Origin of the sequence: Streptomyces sp. NBC_01465 (assembly GCF_036227325.1) — a bacterium.
Lineage (GTDB): Bacteria > Actinomycetota > Actinomycetes > Streptomycetales > Streptomycetaceae > Streptomyces.
This window is the reverse complement of sequence record NZ_CP109467.1, coordinates 4,413,374-4,430,386: the sequence shown is the minus strand read 5'-3', so window position 1 is coordinate 4,430,386 and position 17,013 is coordinate 4,413,374. Positions and strand designations below refer to the sequence as shown.

Below are 17,013 nucleotides of genomic sequence, written 5' to 3'. Positions count from 1 at the left end.
GAACTAACACAGTGGACGCGAGCAACTGAGGACAAGCCCTCGGCCTATTAGTACCAGTCAGCTCCACCCGTTACCGGGCTTCCACATCTGGCCTATCAACCCAGTCGTCTACTGGGAGCCTTAACCCCTCAAAGGGGGTGGGAATACTCATCTCGAAGCAGGCTTCCCGCTTAGATGCTTTCAGCGGTTATCCTTTCCGAACGTAGCCAACCAGCCATGCCCTTGGCAGGACAACTGGCACACCAGAGGTTCGTCCGTCCCGGTCCTCTCGTACTAGGGACAGCCCTTCTCAATATTCCTACGCGCACAGAGGATAGGGACCGAACTGTCTCACGACGTTCTAAACCCAGCTCGCGTACCGCTTTAATGGGCGAACAGCCCAACCCTTGGGACCGACTCCAGCCCCAGGATGCGACGAGCCGACATCGAGGTGCCAAACCATCCCGTCGATATGGACTCTTGGGGAAGATCAGCCTGTTATCCCCGGGGTACCTTTTATCCGTTGAGCGACAGCGCTTCCACAAGCCACTGCCGGATCACTAGTCCCGACTTTCGTCCCTGCTCGACCCGTCGGTCTCACAGTCAAGCTCCCTTGTGCACTTACACTCAACACCTGATTGCCAACCAGGCTGAGGGAACCTTTGGGCGCCTCCGTTACTCTTTAGGAGGCAACCGCCCCAGTTAAACTACCCATCAGACACTGTCCCTGATCCGGATCACGGACCGAGGTTAGACATCCAGCACGACCAGAGTGGTATTTCAACGGCGACTCCACCATGACTGGCGTCACAGCTTCAAAGTCTCCCACCTATCCTACACAAGCCGAACCGAACACCAATATCAAACTGTAGTAAAGGTCCCGGGGTCTTTCCGTCCTTCTGCGCGAAACGAGCATCTTTACTCGTAGTGCAATTTCACCGGGCCTATGGTTGAGACAGTCGAGAAGTCGTTACGCCATTCGTGCAGGTCGGAACTTACCCGACAAGGAATTTCGCTACCTTAGGATGGTTATAGTTACCACCGCCGTTTACTGGCGCTTAAGTTCTCAGCTTCGCAACCCCGAAAGGTCACTAACCGGTCCCCTTAACGTTCCAGCACCGGGCAGGCGTCAGTCCGTATACATCGCCTTACGGCTTCGCACGGACCTGTGTTTTTAGTAAACAGTCGCTTCTCGCTGGTCTCTGCGGCCACCCCCAGCTCAGGAAGCAAGTTCCTTCACCGGTGATGGCCCCCCTTCTCCCGAAGTTACGGGGGCATTTTGCCGAGTTCCTTAACCATAGTTCACCCGAACGCCTCGGTATTCTCTACCTGACCACCTGAGTCGGTTTAGGGTACGGGCCGCCATGAAACTCGCTAGAGGCTTTTCTCGACAGCATAGGATCATCCACTTCACCACAATCGGCTCGGCATCAGGTCTCAGCCTTAATGTGTGACGGATTTGCCTATCACACGGCCTACACCCTTACCCCGGGACAACCACCGCCCGGGCTGGACTACCTTCCTGCGTCACCCCATCGCTTACCTACTACCACCTTGGGTCACCGGCTCCACCACTTCCCTCAACTCCGAAGAGATCGGGACGGCTTCACGGGCTTAGCATTAATGGGCTCAGTATTGGGCGTTTCAAAGCGGGTACCGGAATATCAACCGGTTGTCCATCGACTACGCCTGTCGGCCTCGCCTTAGGTCCCGACTTACCCTGGGCAGATCAGCTTGACCCAGGAACCCTTAGTCAATCGGCGCACACGTTTCTCACGTGTGTATCGCTACTCATGCCTGCATTCTCACTCGTGAACCGTCCACCACTGCCTTCCGGCGCGGCTTCACCCGGCACACGACGCTCCCCTACCCATCCCAGCCCCCGTTGGGGGTATGTGCTGGAATGACACGACTTCGGCGGTACGCTTGAGCCCCGCTACATTGTCGGCGCGGAATCACTTGACCAGTGAGCTATTACGCACTCTTTCAAGGGTGGCTGCTTCTAAGCCAACCTCCTGGTTGTCTCTGCGACTCCACATCCTTTCCCACTTAGCGTACGCTTAGGGGCCTTAGTCGATGCTCTGGGCTGTTTCCCTCTCGACCATGGAGCTTATCCCCCACAGTCTCACTGCCGTGCTCTCACTTACCGGCATTCGGAGTTTGGCTAAGGTCAGTAACCCGGTAGGGCCCATCGCCTATCCAGTGCTCTACCTCCGGCAAGAAACACACGACGCTGCACCTAAATGCATTTCGGGGAGAACCAGCTATCACGGAGTTTGATTGGCCTTTCACCCCTAACCACAGGTCATCCCCCAGGTTTTCAACCCTGGTGGGTTCGGTCCTCCACGACCTCTTACAGCCGCTTCAACCTGCCCATGGCTAGATCACTCCGCTTCGGGTCTAGAGCGTGCAACTCAATCGCCCTATTCGGACTCGCTTTCGCTACGGCTTCCCCACACGGGTTAACCTCGCTACACACCGCTAACTCGCAGGCTCATTCTTCAAAAGGCACGCAGTCACGAGAGTGCATGCAAGCATGCACTCCGACGCTCCCACGGCTTGTAGGCACACGGTTTCAGGTACTATTTCACTCCGCTCCCGCGGTACTTTTCACCATTCCCTCACGGTACTATCCGCTATCGGTCACCAGGGAATATTTAGGCTTAGCGGGTGGTCCCGCCAGATTCACACGGGATTTCTCGGGCCCCGTGCTACTTGGGTGTCTCTCAAACGAGCCGTTGATGTTTCAGCTACGGGGGTCTTACCCTCTACGCCGGACCTTTCGCATGTCCTTCGCCTACATCAACGGTTTCTGACTCGTCTCACAGCCGGCAGACTGTGAAAGAGAGATCCCACAACCCCGCATGCGCAACCCCTGCCGGGTATCACACGCATACGGTTTGGCCTCATCCGGTTTCGCTCGCCACTACTCCCGGAATCACGGTTGTTTTCTCTTCCTGAGGGTACTGAGATGTTTCACTTCCCCTCGTTCCCTCCACATACCCTATGTGTTCAGGTATGGGTGACAGCCCATGACGACTGCCGGGTTTCCCCATTCGGAAACCCCCGGATCAAAGCCTGGTTGACGGCTCCCCGGGGACTATCGTGGCCTCCCACGTCCTTCATCGGTTCCTGGTGCCAAGGCATCCACCGTGCGCCCTTAAAAACTTGGCCACAGATGCTCGCGTCCACTGTGCAGTTCTCAAACAACGACCAACCACCCGTCACACACCACTCACGCGGTGCTGTACCGGGGCCGGCAACCGAAGGACAGACTCAAACGAGCCCGTACCTTCAGATACCCAACAGCGTGCCCGACCCGATCCCTCTTCGCTCAACGTTCCACGCCGAAGCAGTACTTGTTGTGCTGAAGAGACCGTGCCGAGTAGTCAACGTTCCACCCATGAGCTAACCACCGTCGAACATTTGCCGACGTAGTGGCTCTGGATTCCTTGCGGAATCTAGATGCTCCTTAGAAAGGAGGTGATCCAGCCGCACCTTCCGGTACGGCTACCTTGTTACGACTTCGTCCCAATCGCCAGTCCCACCTTCGACAGCTCCCTCCCACAAGGGGTTGGGCCACCGGCTTCGGGTGTTACCGACTTTCGTGACGTGACGGGCGGTGTGTACAAGGCCCGGGAACGTATTCACCGCAGCAATGCTGATCTGCGATTACTAGCAACTCCGACTTCATGGGGTCGAGTTGCAGACCCCAATCCGAACTGAGACCGGCTTTTTGAGATTCGCTCCGCCTCGCGGCATCGCAGCTCATTGTACCGGCCATTGTAGCACGTGTGCAGCCCAAGACATAAGGGGCATGATGACTTGACGTCGTCCCCACCTTCCTCCGAGTTGACCCCGGCAGTCTCCTGTGAGTCCCCATCACCCCGAAGGGCATGCTGGCAACACAGAACAAGGGTTGCGCTCGTTGCGGGACTTAACCCAACATCTCACGACACGAGCTGACGACAGCCATGCACCACCTGTCACCCGACCACAAGGGGGGCCGTATCTCTACGGCTTTCCGGGCGATGTCAAGCCTTGGTAAGGTTCTTCGCGTTGCGTCGAATTAAGCCACATGCTCCGCTGCTTGTGCGGGCCCCCGTCAATTCCTTTGAGTTTTAGCCTTGCGGCCGTACTCCCCAGGCGGGGAACTTAATGCGTTAGCTGCGGCACCGACGACGTGGAATGTCGCCAACACCTAGTTCCCAACGTTTACGGCGTGGACTACCAGGGTATCTAATCCTGTTCGCTCCCCACGCTTTCGCTCCTCAGCGTCAGTAATGGCCCAGAGATCCGCCTTCGCCACCGGTGTTCCTCCTGATATCTGCGCATTTCACCGCTACACCAGGAATTCCGATCTCCCCTACCACACTCTAGCCTGCCCGTATCGACTGCAGACCCGGGGTTAAGCCCCGGGCTTTCACAACCGACGTGACAAGCCGCCTACGAGCTCTTTACGCCCAATAATTCCGGACAACGCTCGCACCCTACGTATTACCGCGGCTGCTGGCACGTAGTTAGCCGGTGCTTCTTCTGCAGGTACCGTCACTTTCGCTTCTTCCCTGCTGAAAGAGGTTTACAACCCGAAGGCCGTCATCCCTCACGCGGCGTCGCTGCATCAGGCTTTCGCCCATTGTGCAATATTCCCCACTGCTGCCTCCCGTAGGAGTCTGGGCCGTGTCTCAGTCCCAGTGTGGCCGGTCGCCCTCTCAGGCCGGCTACCCGTCGTCGCCTTGGTAGGCCATCACCCCACCAACAAGCTGATAGGCCGCGGGCTCATCCTTCACCGCCGGAGCTTTTAACCAGGTCCCATGCGGAACCCGGTGTTATCCGGTATTAGACCCCGTTTCCAGGGCTTGTCCCAGAGTGAAGGGCAGATTGCCCACGTGTTACTCACCCGTTCGCCACTAATCCACCCCGAAGGGCTTCATCGTTCGACTTGCATGTGTTAAGCACGCCGCCAGCGTTCGTCCTGAGCCAGGATCAAACTCTCCGTGAATGTTTTCCCGTAATCGGGATCACACATCGGAAGAGCGGAACGGTCATGTCGGAATAGGACCGACCGTTCACTGCGTCCTCGCTGTGTTGCCTTGCCCTCAATCAAGGGACAAGGTCTTTTTCAAAGGAACCACCAACCCACCGAAGTGGGCCGGGGTATCAACATATCTGGCGTTGACTTTTGGCACGCTGTTGAGTTCTCAAGGAACGGACGCTTCCTTTGTACTCACCCTCTCGGGCTTTCCTCCGGGCGCTTCCCTTCGGTCTTGCGTTTCCGACTCTATCAGACTGTGTTCCGTCCGATTTCCTCGGTGCCTTTCAGGTTTCCCTTTCCGGCGAGTCCGACTCTATCAGATCCTTGCGGGCCTGATTGCCAGTCAAACTTGGTTGTCTTTGCGGCTGTTGGGCCGTTCCGACGTCTCAAACTCTAGCGGTTCTTCCCGGTGACTCATAATCGGGTCTCGGTTATCAATTTCGGCATGCCGAAATTGTCCCCGGCGGGATGTCGTGCTGAGTTTGGTTGCCGCTTTCGCGGCGGGATGGTTGTCGAAGAACCGTTCCGGCTCCGTGACAACTCGAAGAACCTTACAGAGCTGCGCGGGTCGCGTCAAGCCCCGTCAGTCCAGGTCCGTGAGGCGGCCGCCGGCGTCCGGCTGGGCGTCCTCCACGCGGCGCAGGAGGCGGGTCAGCATCTCGCCGAGGGCGCCTCGCTCCTTGCTGTTGAGGTCCTGGAGGAGTTCCTCCTCGAACGTCGAAGCCGCCTGCATGGACTCCAGCCACTTCGTACGGCCTTCGTCCGTCAGCTCGACGATGACGCGGACGCGGTTGTTCTCGTCGCGGTCCCTCGTGACCAGGCCTTCTCCCGCCATGCGGTCGATGCGGTGGGTCATGGCCGCCGGGGTGAGGCCGAGGCGCTTCGCGAGTTCGCCCGGGCCCATGCGGTACGGGGCGCCGGCGAGGACGAGGGTCTTGAGGACCTCCCACTCGGCGTTGCTGATGCCGAGGGCGGCCACCTGGCGGCCGTACGCAACGTTCATCCGGCGGTTCAGACGGCCCAGGGCCGTCACGACCTTCTCCACCTGGGGGTCGAGGTCGCGGAACTCGCGCTGGTACGCCGCGATCTGTTCGTCGAGTGTCGGCTCGGTCGGGTCTGCAGGCATGACGCGGAGTATCCCACTGATACGCGGTGGCGTCTAAGTCCTTCGATGTGTATTGTTGAGGTTCTAATTTTAGTGTTGAAGTCTTTGGACTTCAGTGCTTCGTCGGACTTCGATCAACCTAGGTAGGTGAGTGTGACCACCGCGATGGGCGCTGCGCTGCGCCGGATTCAGCTGGGGAACGCGCTGAGCGCGTTCGGCAATGGCTTCACTGTCCCCTTCACGTTCATCTATGTCTCGCAGGTGCGGGATCTGGGGCCGGGGACTGCCGGGGTCGTTCTGATGACCTTTGCCCTGGCCGCGCTGATGGTGCTGCCCTTCACCGGGCGGGTCATCGACCAGCGCGGGCCTCTTCCGGTTGCCATCGTGGGTACGGTCACCGCCGCCACGGGGTCGCTCGGGCTCGGGCTCGGCAGTTCCGCCGGTGTTCTCGTCGCCGCCGCGGCCGCGCTGGGGATGGGCATCGCCGTCATCTCGCCCGCGCTCGCCACGATGATCGTGTGGTGCTCGACGACGACCACCCGGTCGCGTGCCTTTGCCACTCAGTTCTTTCTCAACAATCTGGGGCTTGGCATCGGTGGGCTCATCGGTGGGCTGCTCGTCGACACGTCCGACCCCGGGTCGTTCATCCGGCTCTTCTCCATCGAAGCCGCGATGTTCCTGGTGCTCGGTGGTGTGATCGCCACCGTGAAGCTGCCGAACGTTCCGTGGGGCACGGACACCAGTGGGACCGTCGAGGTCAAGGCCGGCGGGGGCTGGCGGGCGCTGCTCGGCGACCGGTCGATGGTCGTGCTGTGTGCGCTCGGGTTCGTGATGTTCTTCGCTTGTTATGGGCAGTTCGAGTCCGGGCTGTCCGCGTACGCGACCGAGGTCTCGCACATCCAGCCGTCCACGCTGGGCATCGCGCTGGCCGCCAACACCGCCATGATCGTGCTGGCTCAGTTCGTCGTGCTGCGGCTGACCGAGAAGCGGCGGCGCAGTCGTGTGGTCGCGCTGGTCGGGCTCATCTGGACCGTGGCCTGGCTGGCTGCCGGGGCTTCGGGGATGGTGTCCGGCGGGCATGCGATCGCGGTCACGCTGATCATCTCGACGTACGCGCTCTTCGGGCTCGGCGAGGCGATGCTGTCGCCCACCGTCGCTCCGCTCGTCGCCGATCTGGCTCCGGCCCGGATGATCGGTCAGTACAACTCGGCCTTTGCGCTGGTCAAGCAGCTGGCGCTGGCCGTGGGGCCTGCCGTGGGCGGGCTCATGGCGGGGGCCGGTGTCTTCACCGCGTACATCTGGATGCTGGTGGTCTGCTCGCTGGGTGTCAGTGCGCTCGCGCTCTGGCTCGGGCGGCGGCTCACTCCCGTACAGGACAAGCCTTCGCTTGCGAGCACTCCCTCGCGGATCGTTGCGAGCAATGTGCCTGAGGTTGCTGTCAGCGCTCCCTAGTGGGGCAGGGCGAACTCGCACCAGACCGCTTTGCCGCCGCCCGGTGTGCGGCGGGAGCCCCAGGACGAGGCGATCGTGGCGATGATCGAGATGCCGCGGCCCGCCTCGTCCGCCGGTTCCGCGTGGCGGCGGCGCGGGAGGTGGTCGTCGCCGTCGGTGACCTCGATGATCAGGCGGCGGTCCGTGCGGCGGAGGCGCAGGCGCATGGGGGGTGTGCCGTGCTGGAGGGAGTTGGCGACCAGTTCGCTGGCTGCCAGGACGCCCAGGTCGTGAAGTTCCGGGGAGAAGCGCCAGGAGGCCAGGACTCCTGAGGCGAAGGCGCGGGCCCGGGGGGCTGCTTCGACTCCGCCGAGGAGATCGAGCGCCGCGTTGTGGAAAAGCTCGGCCGCGGCTCCCTTGCGGGACGGGTGCTGGACCACGAGGACTGCTACGTCGTCGTCGTGTTCTGCCGTGATGTTCAGGGAGCGCATCAGGCGGTCGCAGATGGTCTGGGGGGTGCCTGTTGCTCCCGCGAGTGCTCGCTCGAGGGCGTCCACTCCCTCGTCGATGTCCTCACTGCGGCGCTCGACCAGACCGTCGGTGTAGAGGACGGCGGTGGAGCCCGGGGGGAGCGCGATCTCGCCCGAGGTGTGCATCCAGCCGCCCGTGCCGAGGGGCGGGCCCGTGGGGTCCTCGGCCCTGCGGATCGAGCCGTCCTCGTCACGGATGAGGAGCGGGAGGTGGCCGGCCGAGGCGTAGACCAGGCGGCCTTCGGTGGGGTCGTGGACCGCGTAGATGCAGGTGGCGATCTGGCTGGCGTCGATCTCGGAGGCCAGGCCGTCGAGGAGCTGCAGGACCTCGTGGGGCGGGAGGTCCAGGCGGGCGTAGGCGCGGACCGCCGTACGGAGCTGGCCCATCACCGCTGCTGCTCGTACGCCTCGGCCCATGACGTCGCCGATGACCAGGGCCGTGCGGCCCGCGCCGAGGGTGATCACGTCGTACCAGTCGCCGCCGACCGCCGCGTCCGTGCCGCCCGGCTGGTAGGTGGCGGCGATGCGGAGGTCGTCCGGCTGCTCCAACTCCTGGGGGAGGAGCGAGCGTTGGAGGGTGACGGCGGTTTCGCGGTGGCGGCGTTCGCTCGTGCGGAGGCGTTCTGCTGCTTCGGCGTGGTCGGTGACGTCCGCGGCGAAGATCAGGACGCCGGTGGTGTCGGGCGCCTCGTAGGGAGTGCACGTGACCGTGTACGAGCCCTCACCGGGCTTGGAGTGCACGCGGCGGGACTTCACCGTGCGGGGCTTTCCGCTGCGCAGGACCTGGTCCATGAGGGGCAGCAGGCCGAGTTCGTCCAGTTCGGGGAGGGCTTCGGCGGCGGTCGCGCCGGTGGGGCGGGGGCCGAAGGCTGATGCGTACGCGTCGTTCACGTACGCGATGCGGTGCTCGGGGCCGTACACGAGTGCGACGAGGGCGGGGAGGTGTCCGAGGATCTCCCGGACGGAGAGGTCTTCGAGCGACGGGGTGAACTCGTCCATCGACGGATCGGCGTCCGGATCGGGGTGCTGTGCGTACTCACCGCGGGCTGCTGGCACGGAACTGCGGTCGGCGCGCGCGGCGGCGCGGCGCGGGGTTCCGGGGAGCCGGGCGCTCCAGCGTGTGAAGTTCACTGCGGTTCAAGCCTCATCGGGTCGTTGCGGCGTCTTTGCCACGGCGGAGCAGCGGATCACTCTGTGCAGGTGTGAACCCAACCTATGGTCACACGTCCAGTGTGACCGACGGCACTGACAATGGTCAGGGCTGCTTCTTCGGGGGTTCGCCCCCTGCGGCCAACTCGAACTCGGCCCGCGGGTGTTCCAGGGAGCCGAGCGAGACGATCTCTCGTTTGAAGAGGCCGGCGAGGGTCCATTCGGCCAGGACGCGGGCCTTGCGGTTGAAGGTGGGGACCCGGCTGAGGTGGTACGCGCGGTGCATGAACCAGGCCGGGTAGCCCTTGAGTTTCCGGCCGTAGACGTGGGCGACGCCTTCGTGGAGGCCGAGGGACGCCACCGAACCGGCGTATTTGTGCTCGTAGTTCTTGAGCGGTGCGCCGCGGACGGCCGCGGCGATGTTCTCTGCGAGGACCTTGGCCTGGCGGACCGCGTGCTGGGCGTTGGGTGCGCACTCCTTGCCCGGCTCGTCGGCGGTGAGGTCGGGGACCGCTGCCGCGTCGCCCGCCGCCCAGGCGTTCTCGGCTCCGTCGATGGAGAGGCGGGCCGTACAGACGAGGCGGCCGCGTTCGTTGCGGGGCAGGTCGGAGGCGGCCAGGATCGGGTGCGGTTTGACGCCGGCCGTCCAGACGAGGGTGCGGGTGGGGAAGCGGGCGCCGTCGCTGAGGACGGCGACGCGGTCCGTACAGGAGTCGAGGCGGGTCTCCAGGCGTACGTCGATGTTGCGGTTGCGGAGCTCGCGGATCGCGTACTTGCCCATCTCGTCGCCGACTTCGGGGAGGATGCGGTTGCTCGCCTCCACGAGGATCCACTTCATGTCCTCGGGCTTCACGTTGTGGTAGTAGCGGGCCGCGTACCTGGCCATGTCCTCGAGCTCGCCGAGGGCCTCCACGCCTGCGTAGCCGCCGCCCACGAAGACGAAGGTGAGGGCGGCGTCGCGGATCGCGGGGTCGCGCGTGGCGGAGGCGATGTCCATCTGCTCGATGACGTGGTTGCGCAGGCCGATGGCCTCCTCGACCGTCTTGAAGCCGATGCCGAATTCGGCGAGGCCGGGGACGGGGAGGGTGCGGGAGATCGAGCCGGGGGCCAGGACGAGGTGGTCGTAGCCGATCTCGATGGAGCCGGTGCCGTCCTCGGGGCTGGCGAGGGTGGTGACGGTCGCTGTGCGTTTCGCGTGGTCGATGCGTTCCGCCTCGCCGATCACGATCTTGCACTTGTCGAGGACGCGGCGGAGCGGGACCACGACGTGGCGCGGGGAGATCGAGCCTGCGGCTGCCTCGGGGAGGAACGGCTGATAGGTCATGTACGGATCGGGGGACACGACCGTGACCTCCGCTTCACCGCTCTTCAGCTTCCGCTGCAGACGCAGCGCGGTGTACAGACCGACGTAGCCGCCGCCCACAACGAGAATGCGCACAGGTTGAGTCACTGTCCCATGACGCAACGAGCGCTCGGCTTTGTCCACAGCCCCGACAAATTGTGTGACTGGGCCCGGTGGGCGGGGCGGGGCCGCAGTTCTGCCGGTTGAGCGGGAAGGTGCGCAGGTCAGAGGGTGGGGAAGGGGTGGGCGGGGTGGGCGGAATCAGGAACGTTCCTCTCCATACTCCGATCGGGGGGCGCTCCGTGCGGAACTACCCCCTTCTGTATTGACCCCGGCTCAACTATGTTCGTAGCTCGTCGGGGTGTCGGATTTGGGCCCCGGCCGTCAGGCGGGGAGTCTCCGGGGGGAGACGTCATTACCGGGGGAACGCTTATGCATGTTCAGGACACTCATTGGCAGTCTGCCGCCGTATCCGGATCAGGATCGGCATCGGCGGAGAGCAACGGGCGGGCGGGAGCTGCGCGCTCGGCGCCGCTTCGCGTGGACGCACAGCGCAATCTCGAGCATGTACTGCGGGCCGCTCGCGAGGTGTTCGGCGAGCTCGGGTACGGGGCGCCGATGGAGGACGTGGCGCGCCGGGCCAGGGTCGGGGTCGGGACGGTGTACCGCCGGTTCCCGAGCAAGGACGTACTGGTGCGGCGGATCGCCGAGGAGGAGACCTCCCGGCTGACCGATCAGGCGCGTACGGCGCTCGGTCAGGAGGAGGAGCCGTGGTCGGCGCTGTCGCGCTTCCTGCGGACCTCGGTGGCCTCGGGTGCGGGGCGGCTGCTGCCGCCTCAGGTGCTGCGGGTCGGTGTCGAGGAGTCCGGTGTGCTGGACGACCCGGCGCAGACGTCCGACGAGCGGGTGCCCCAGCAGCGGGTGGCTCCTGGGATACGGCTGGTCGACGGCGGGCCGGGGACCGAGGCCGAGCTGGACGACTCCGGGGCTTCCGAACTGCTCGAGGTCGTGGGGCAGCTGGTGGACCGGGCGCGGGCGGCGGGTGAGCTGCGGGGCGATGTGACCGTGGCGGACGTGCTGCTGGTGATAGCGACGGCTGCGCCCTCGCTGCCGGATCCCACGCAGCAGGCGGCGGCTTCGTCGCGGTTGCTGGACATTCTGCTGGAGGGGCTGCGTTCGCGGCCTCTGTGACGGTTTGTGCCGCTTGGTGCAAGTGGTGTGCGTGAAGCGCCCGTTGAACCTTCCCCGAATGGGTGAGGGTTAGTGCTCCGATTCGGGAAGTCACCCCGGATGAGTGGTTGCCGGGCCTGAATGTTCGGTCCCGCTCGGCTCTGTGCCACTCTGGCTCGGTGTTTGGGTCCGAGGGTGCGTACGGGGGCTTCCGCAGTGAGCGTTGACGGGCGGGACGAGCCGCTGGGTGGCGGCGACGCGGATGCCGGCGGGCTGCCTGCCCGCCGTGTGCCGGAACAGCGCGAGGGCGGAAGCGGAAGCGCCGGGAGTGTGCTTCCGCCTCCGCGGTCTCTTGAACTGCCGCCCTCCGACGCCGAGTTGATCCAGCAGATGCGGCTGGGCGAGGACAGCGCCTACGAGGAGCTGTTCCGTCGGCACTCGGACGCGGTGCGGCGTTATGCGCGTACGTGCTGCCGCGACGCCCATACCGCTGATGACCTGACCGCCGAAGTCTTCGCGCGGACCCTGCAGGCCGTACGCGGCGGCGCCGGGCCCGAGCAGGCCGTACGGGCCTATCTGCTGACCACGGTGCGGCGCGTCGCCGCGGCCTGGACCAAGACCGCCAAGCGGGAGCAACTGGTCGAGGATTTCGCCGTGTTCGCCGACCAGGCGGCCCGGACCTCGGGCAGTGAGGTCTCCGACCAGGACACGCTCGATCTCGGCGCCGACGTACGCGCGATGCAGATCGCCGAAGAGTCGCTGGCCATGACGGCCTTCCGGTCGCTGCCCGAGCGGTGGCAGGCCGTGCTCTGGCACACCACCGTCGAGGAGGAGTCGCCGAGCGATGTGGCTCCGCTCTTCGGGCTGACCGCCAATGCGACGGCTGTGCTGGCCAGTCGGGCGCGGGAAGGGCTCAAGCAGGCCTATCTGCAGGCGCATGTGAGCCAGGCGCTGACCAGTGGCGGGGACTGTGCGCGGTACGCGGACCGGCTGGGCGCGTATGCGCGCGGCGGTCTGCGGATGCGGGCCGAGCGGGGCCTTCGTAAGCATCTGGAGGAGTGCGCCAAGTGCCGGGTCGCCGCCGGTGAGCTGAAGGACGTCAACGCCGGGATTCCCGCGCTGCTTCCGGTGGCTGTCATCGGCTGGTTCGCCGGTGGGTTCGCGCTGAAGGCCGCCGGGATCGGGGCCGCGGGTGTGGCCGGGGCGGCCGGTGCGGGTGCCGCTGCCGCCGCCACGGGCGGCTCGTCCGCCGGTGGCGGCGCCGCCGGTGGGGCCGCCGCTTCGGAAGGGCTCGGGGCTCCGGCGAAGGTCGCGATCGGGGCCGCCGTGGTGGTGGCCGCCGCCGCGGGGCTCGTGTACGCGCTGAGCGGCGGCGAGGCGCCGCCGCCGAAGCCGAAGGCCGGGCCGCCGCCCGTCTCGCAGCCCGCCGTCACCCCGGAGCCGAAGCCGACGCCCAAGCCCACGCCGCCCCCGACGCCTCCGCCGCCGTCCCCCTCGCCCACGCCTCCCCCGCCGCCCAAGCCCACCCCGAAGCCGACGCCCAAGCCGACGCCTCCGCCCAAACCCACCCCCAAGCCCAGCCCCACACCGAAGCCGACGCCTCCCCCGCCGCCGCCTCCGCCCGCCGACTACCAGGTCAACCAGCTCGACTACTCGATCTTCGGCGACCACACCGTCCCCGAGGTGCGGCTGGCCGAGAGCAGCTGGCTGTGGCAGCGGACGGGCATGACGATCGCCGACCACCGCTACGGGTACGGGGTGACGGTGCACGCCCCGTCGTCCGTGACGATCGACCTCAACAAGCAGTGCACGTCCTACGACGCGATGGCCGGCGTCGACGACCTGACGATGGGGCTGGGAGCCGTGCGGTTCTCCGTGTACGGGGACGGGGCGCGGCTCTGGCGGTCGCCGGTCGTGCGCGGCAACGACGCCGCGGTGCCCGTCCATGTCGGGCTCGCCGGGATCAAGACCATCCGGCTGGTCGTCGAGCCGCACACGGCCTTCGGTTCCGTGGCGCTCGCGGACTGGGCCGAGTCGCGGATCAGCTGCCGGTGACGCTTCCGGTGATCCCGGCTTCGAGCTCGGCGCTCAGCTCTTCGGGGGCGAGCGCGGCTCCGGCTGCGCGCTCGGTCTCGTAACCCTGTGGTCCGAGTGCCCGGCGGGTCTGTTCCTCGACGGTGCGCGCGGTGGTCTCCTCGGGGACCGAGCGGGGGCAGTCGGTGCGCCAGCCGGTGGCGGCGGAGAGGGTGCGGGCCGCGAGGCGGTGTTCGCCGGCCTCGGCCAGTACGGCCGCTGTGTTCTCCGCGGTGTTGGCCACCACCTGGTCGGCGCACTTCAGTTCCCACGAGATGCGGAACGCCGCGGTCATGGCGCGGGCGCCTGCCTGCGGGCCCTTCTCGCGCGCGGTCAGGCGGGCCTCCAGGGTGGTGACGACCGAGCGGAACTGGGGCGGCGGGGTGCCGCGGGTGAGCGCGCTGTGGACCTGCTCGAAGTGGGCCCGGGCGCCTGCGGGGTCGCCGCGGTCCAGGGCGATGGACGCGCGCAGCACGCTGATGAAGGCGCGGGCGTCCCACACGCCGAACTGTTCGGCTTCGTCGGCCGAGGCGTCGAGGATCTTCTCCGCTTTGTCGAAGTCGCCTTCGGCGTACGCGAGTTGGGCGATGCGGCCGATCAGGAACGGGGCCTCGGCGTGGGCTCCGACCTCGCGGGCGAGGCGCAGACCCTCTTCGTACGCGGCCCTCGCCTCCTCGGTGCGGCCGCGCGCCATGGCGGCCTCGCCGGTGGCGGAGGCGACCTGGGCGCGCATCCAGCGGTCGCCGACGCGCGCGCCGAGTTCGCGGAGCTCGGCGAGGTCCTCGTCGACGCCTTCGAGGCCGCCGGGCAGGTCGACCTTGACGTGCGCCCGGAACATCAGGGCGGTGCCGAGCACCCATTCGCTGCCGTACTCGCGGCAGTTGGCGACGACGGAGTCGAGGTGGATCTGGGCGGTGTGGGGCGCGTCGTTGCCGAACAGGGTGAACGGCCAGAGCAGTCCGGGGAAGCTGGCCGCCTCGGGACCGCCCGCGGAGTACGCCTTCTTGATGCGGGCGAGCGTGGCCGGGTTCTCGGGATCGACCGTCTCGTCGCGGAGGCCGGATTCGACGGTGAGGAAGACCAGGAAGAGCCGCAGGCTGAGGCGCGGCCAGTACCGGGGGTCCGCGGGGTCCTCGGGGTCCGTGCCGAGGTCCGCGACGCGCTGGGCCCATTCGGCGCCCTCGCGGCGGTAGTTGCGCAGCCACAGGAACCAGCCGAGTGCGTGGATGAAGCGCAGTGCGCCGGCCTCGTCGGGGGTGCTGATCGTGTGGCGCAGGGCCGCGCGGAAGTTGTCGAGCTCGGTCTCCAGGCGGCGGATCCAGGGGAGTTGGTCGCCGGAGCGGATGAGGGGCTCGGCCTCCTCGGCGAGGGAGAGGTAGTACGCGGCGTGCGCGCGGCGGGTCTCTTCTAGGGCGGCGGGGTGCTGGTCGGCGCGCTCGGTGGCGTACTCGTGGATCGTCTCCAGCATCCGGTAGCGCATGCCGGTGGGGCCCGGGGTGGTGACCAGGAGGGACTTGTCGACGAGGGCCGCCATGTCGTCGGGGGTGACGTGGAGGGCTTCCGCTGCGGCCAGGTCCCAGCCGCCGGCGAAGACGGAGAGGGCGCGGAGGGCGGTGCGTTCGGCGTCGTCGAGGAGGTCCCAGGACCAGTCGACGACGGCGCGAAGGGTCTGCTGGCGCGGCAGGACCGTACGGGCGCCCGAGGTGAGGAGACGGAAACGGTCGTCGAGGCGGTCGGCGATCTGGCGCGGGGTGAGGAGGCGGAGGCGGGCCGCGGCGAGTTCGATGGCGAGGGGCAGGCCGTCGAGGCGGCGGCAGATCTCCGCGACGGCCGCGGGGGTCTCCGGGTCCGCCTGCGGGTCGAAGTCGGGGCGTACGGCGCGGGCGCGTTCGGTGAAGAGGCGGTGGGCCGGGTCGGGCGGGAGGGGGTCGACCGGGCGGATCAACTCGCCCGGTACGCCCAGGGGTTCACGGCTGGTGGCGAGGATGCGGAGGTCGGGGCAGTGGGTGAGGAGGGTCTCGGCGAGGGCCGCGGCCGCCTCGATGACGTGCTCGCAGTTGTCGAGGATGAGGAGGAGGGGGCGGGTCCCGCAGTAGTCGACAAGGTGGGCGAGGGGGTCGTCGGCGAGGGGCGACGGAGAGTCGCGGGTGAGGAGCGTCGTCTCGCGGAGGCCGAGGGCGTTGAGTACGGCGCCGGGTACGGCTTCGGGGTGGTCGAGGGGGGCGAGTTCGACCAGGTGGGCGGTGCGGTCCGGGGCCGCGGCCTCCTCGGCGAGGCGCGTCTTGCCGGTGCCGCCGGGGCCGGTGAGGGTGACCAGGCGGGAGGTGGCGAGGTCGTCGCGGAGGGCGGCGATGTCGGGTTCGCGGCCTACGAAGGAGGTGAGGCGGGGGCGGAGGGTGGGGTGGGGGGTGAGGAGGTTGGGAGTGGGGGTGGCTGGTGTGGGTCGTGCGGGTTCGCCTTCCAGCAACTGGGCGTGCAGCGCCTGGAGTTCGGGGCCCGGGTCGGTTCCCAGGCCGTCCGCCAGGGTGCGGCGGGTCTCCTCGTACGTACGGAGCGCCTCGGCGGGGCGGCCCGCCGCGCGCAGGGCGCGGATGAGCTGGGCCTGGAGGGGTTCGTCGTAGGGGTGTGCCGTGGTCAGCTCGGTCAGTTCGGGGAGGAGCGCGGCGGGGTTCGTGCCGGCGCGGAGGTCCGCCTCGATGCGGAGGCGCTGGGCGGCCTGGCGCTGGGCCTCGGGGCGTACGGCGTGGTCGGTGCCGGGGAGGTCGGCGAGGGCGGGGCCGCGCCAGAGGGCCAGGGCGGTGCGGAGGGTTTCGGCTGCCTCGGCGGGCTGGTTCTGCTGGAGCTGGGTCGTGGCCGTGCGGGTGCGGTCCTCGAAGTCGTACAGGTCGACGTGGGTGCGGTCCGCTTCCAGGCGGTAGCCGCCGGGGGTCGAGGTGATCGCGTCCTTGCCGAGGGTGCGGCGGAGGCGGGCGATCAGGGCCTGGAGGGCTGCGGGGGCGTCCTGCGGGGGGTCGGCGCCCCAGACGTCGTCGATGAGGTCCTGGGGGGTGGTGGCGCGGCCGGGGCGCAGCGCGAGGGAGGCCAGGGCTGCGCGGAGGCGGGGGCCGCCGATGGGGAGGGCGGTGCCTTGGTCGTCTTGCGCCTCTGTGGCGCCCAGGATTCGGTACCGCACGGGGTCATTGTCGCTGGTTCTGGGTGT

The 17,013-nt window shown here is 66.7% G+C and carries 7 protein-coding genes and 2 rRNA genes; 3 read left to right on the top strand and 6 right to left on the bottom strand.

Going from position 1 to position 17,013, the window contains the following annotated elements:
• Window positions 1–27 precede the first annotated feature (27 nt).
• The 3 genes from OG707_RS20840 to OG707_RS20830 all read right to left on the bottom strand — a co-directional run bounded on the left by OG707_RS20840 (window position 28) and on the right by OG707_RS20830 (window position 6,140).
• Window positions 28–3,153 (bottom strand): 23S ribosomal RNA (locus OG707_RS20840).
• Between the two features lie 302 nt (window positions 3,154–3,455).
• Window positions 3,456–4,981 (bottom strand): 16S ribosomal RNA (locus OG707_RS20835).
• The 16S and 23S rRNA genes sit together here, the layout of an rRNA operon.
• A 616-nt stretch (window positions 4,982–5,597) precedes the next feature.
• Complete coding sequence (locus tag OG707_RS20830) at window positions 5,598–6,140, bottom strand: MarR family winged helix-turn-helix transcriptional regulator (protein WP_329120454.1); 543 nt, start codon at window positions 6,138–6,140, stop codon at window positions 5,598–5,600.
• A 132-nt stretch (window positions 6,141–6,272) separates the two neighbouring features.
• Between OG707_RS20830 and OG707_RS20825 the strand changes: the two genes are divergently transcribed.
• Window positions 6,273–7,571, top strand: a complete 1,299-nt coding sequence (locus OG707_RS20825) for an MFS transporter (protein ID WP_329127900.1) — start codon at window positions 6,273–6,275, stop codon at window positions 7,569–7,571.
• On the opposite strand, the gene OG707_RS20820 is transcribed toward OG707_RS20825, so the two are convergent.
• A complete protein-coding gene (locus tag OG707_RS20820) occupies window positions 7,568–9,211 on the bottom strand; it encodes an ATP-binding SpoIIE family protein phosphatase (protein ID WP_329120452.1) in 1,644 nt (547 codons plus the stop codon). The genes OG707_RS20825 and OG707_RS20820 overlap by 4 nt on opposite strands.
• Before the next feature lie 124 nt (window positions 9,212–9,335).
• Entirely contained in the window at window positions 9,336–10,679 is a 1,344-nt protein-coding gene (locus OG707_RS20815; protein WP_329120449.1) for an NAD(P)/FAD-dependent oxidoreductase, read from the bottom strand.
• Window positions 10,680–11,003: 324 nt separating this feature from the next.
• Here OG707_RS20815 and OG707_RS20810 point away from each other — a divergent pair, with 324 nt between their 5' ends.
• Complete coding sequence (locus tag OG707_RS20810; protein ID WP_329120447.1) at window positions 11,004–11,762, top strand: TetR/AcrR family transcriptional regulator; 759 nt, start codon at window positions 11,004–11,006, stop codon at window positions 11,760–11,762.
• 195 nt (window positions 11,763–11,957) lie between these two features.
• A complete protein-coding gene (locus tag OG707_RS20805; RefSeq protein WP_329120445.1) occupies window positions 11,958–13,796 on the top strand; it encodes a sigma-70 family RNA polymerase sigma factor in 1,839 nt (612 codons plus the stop codon).
• Here the strand turns inward: OG707_RS20805 and OG707_RS20800 are convergent.
• The gene (locus tag OG707_RS20800; protein ID WP_329120443.1) at window positions 13,783–16,986 is read right to left on the bottom strand and encodes a BTAD domain-containing putative transcriptional regulator; all 3,204 of its coding nucleotides are present in this window, start codon (window positions 16,984–16,986) and stop codon (window positions 13,783–13,785) included. The genes OG707_RS20805 and OG707_RS20800 overlap by 14 nt on opposite strands.
• Window positions 16,987–17,013: the final 27 nt, after the last annotated feature.

Excerpts from the sequence above, each read along its gene's own strand:
- OG707_RS20810 (WP_329120447.1), top strand. The coding sequence starts at position 11,004 with ATGCATGTTCAGGACACTCATTGGCAGTCTGCCGCCGTATCCGGATCA.
- OG707_RS20830 (WP_329120454.1), bottom strand. The coding sequence starts at position 6,140 with ATGCCTGCAGACCCGACCGAGCCGACACTCGACGAACAGATCGCGGCG.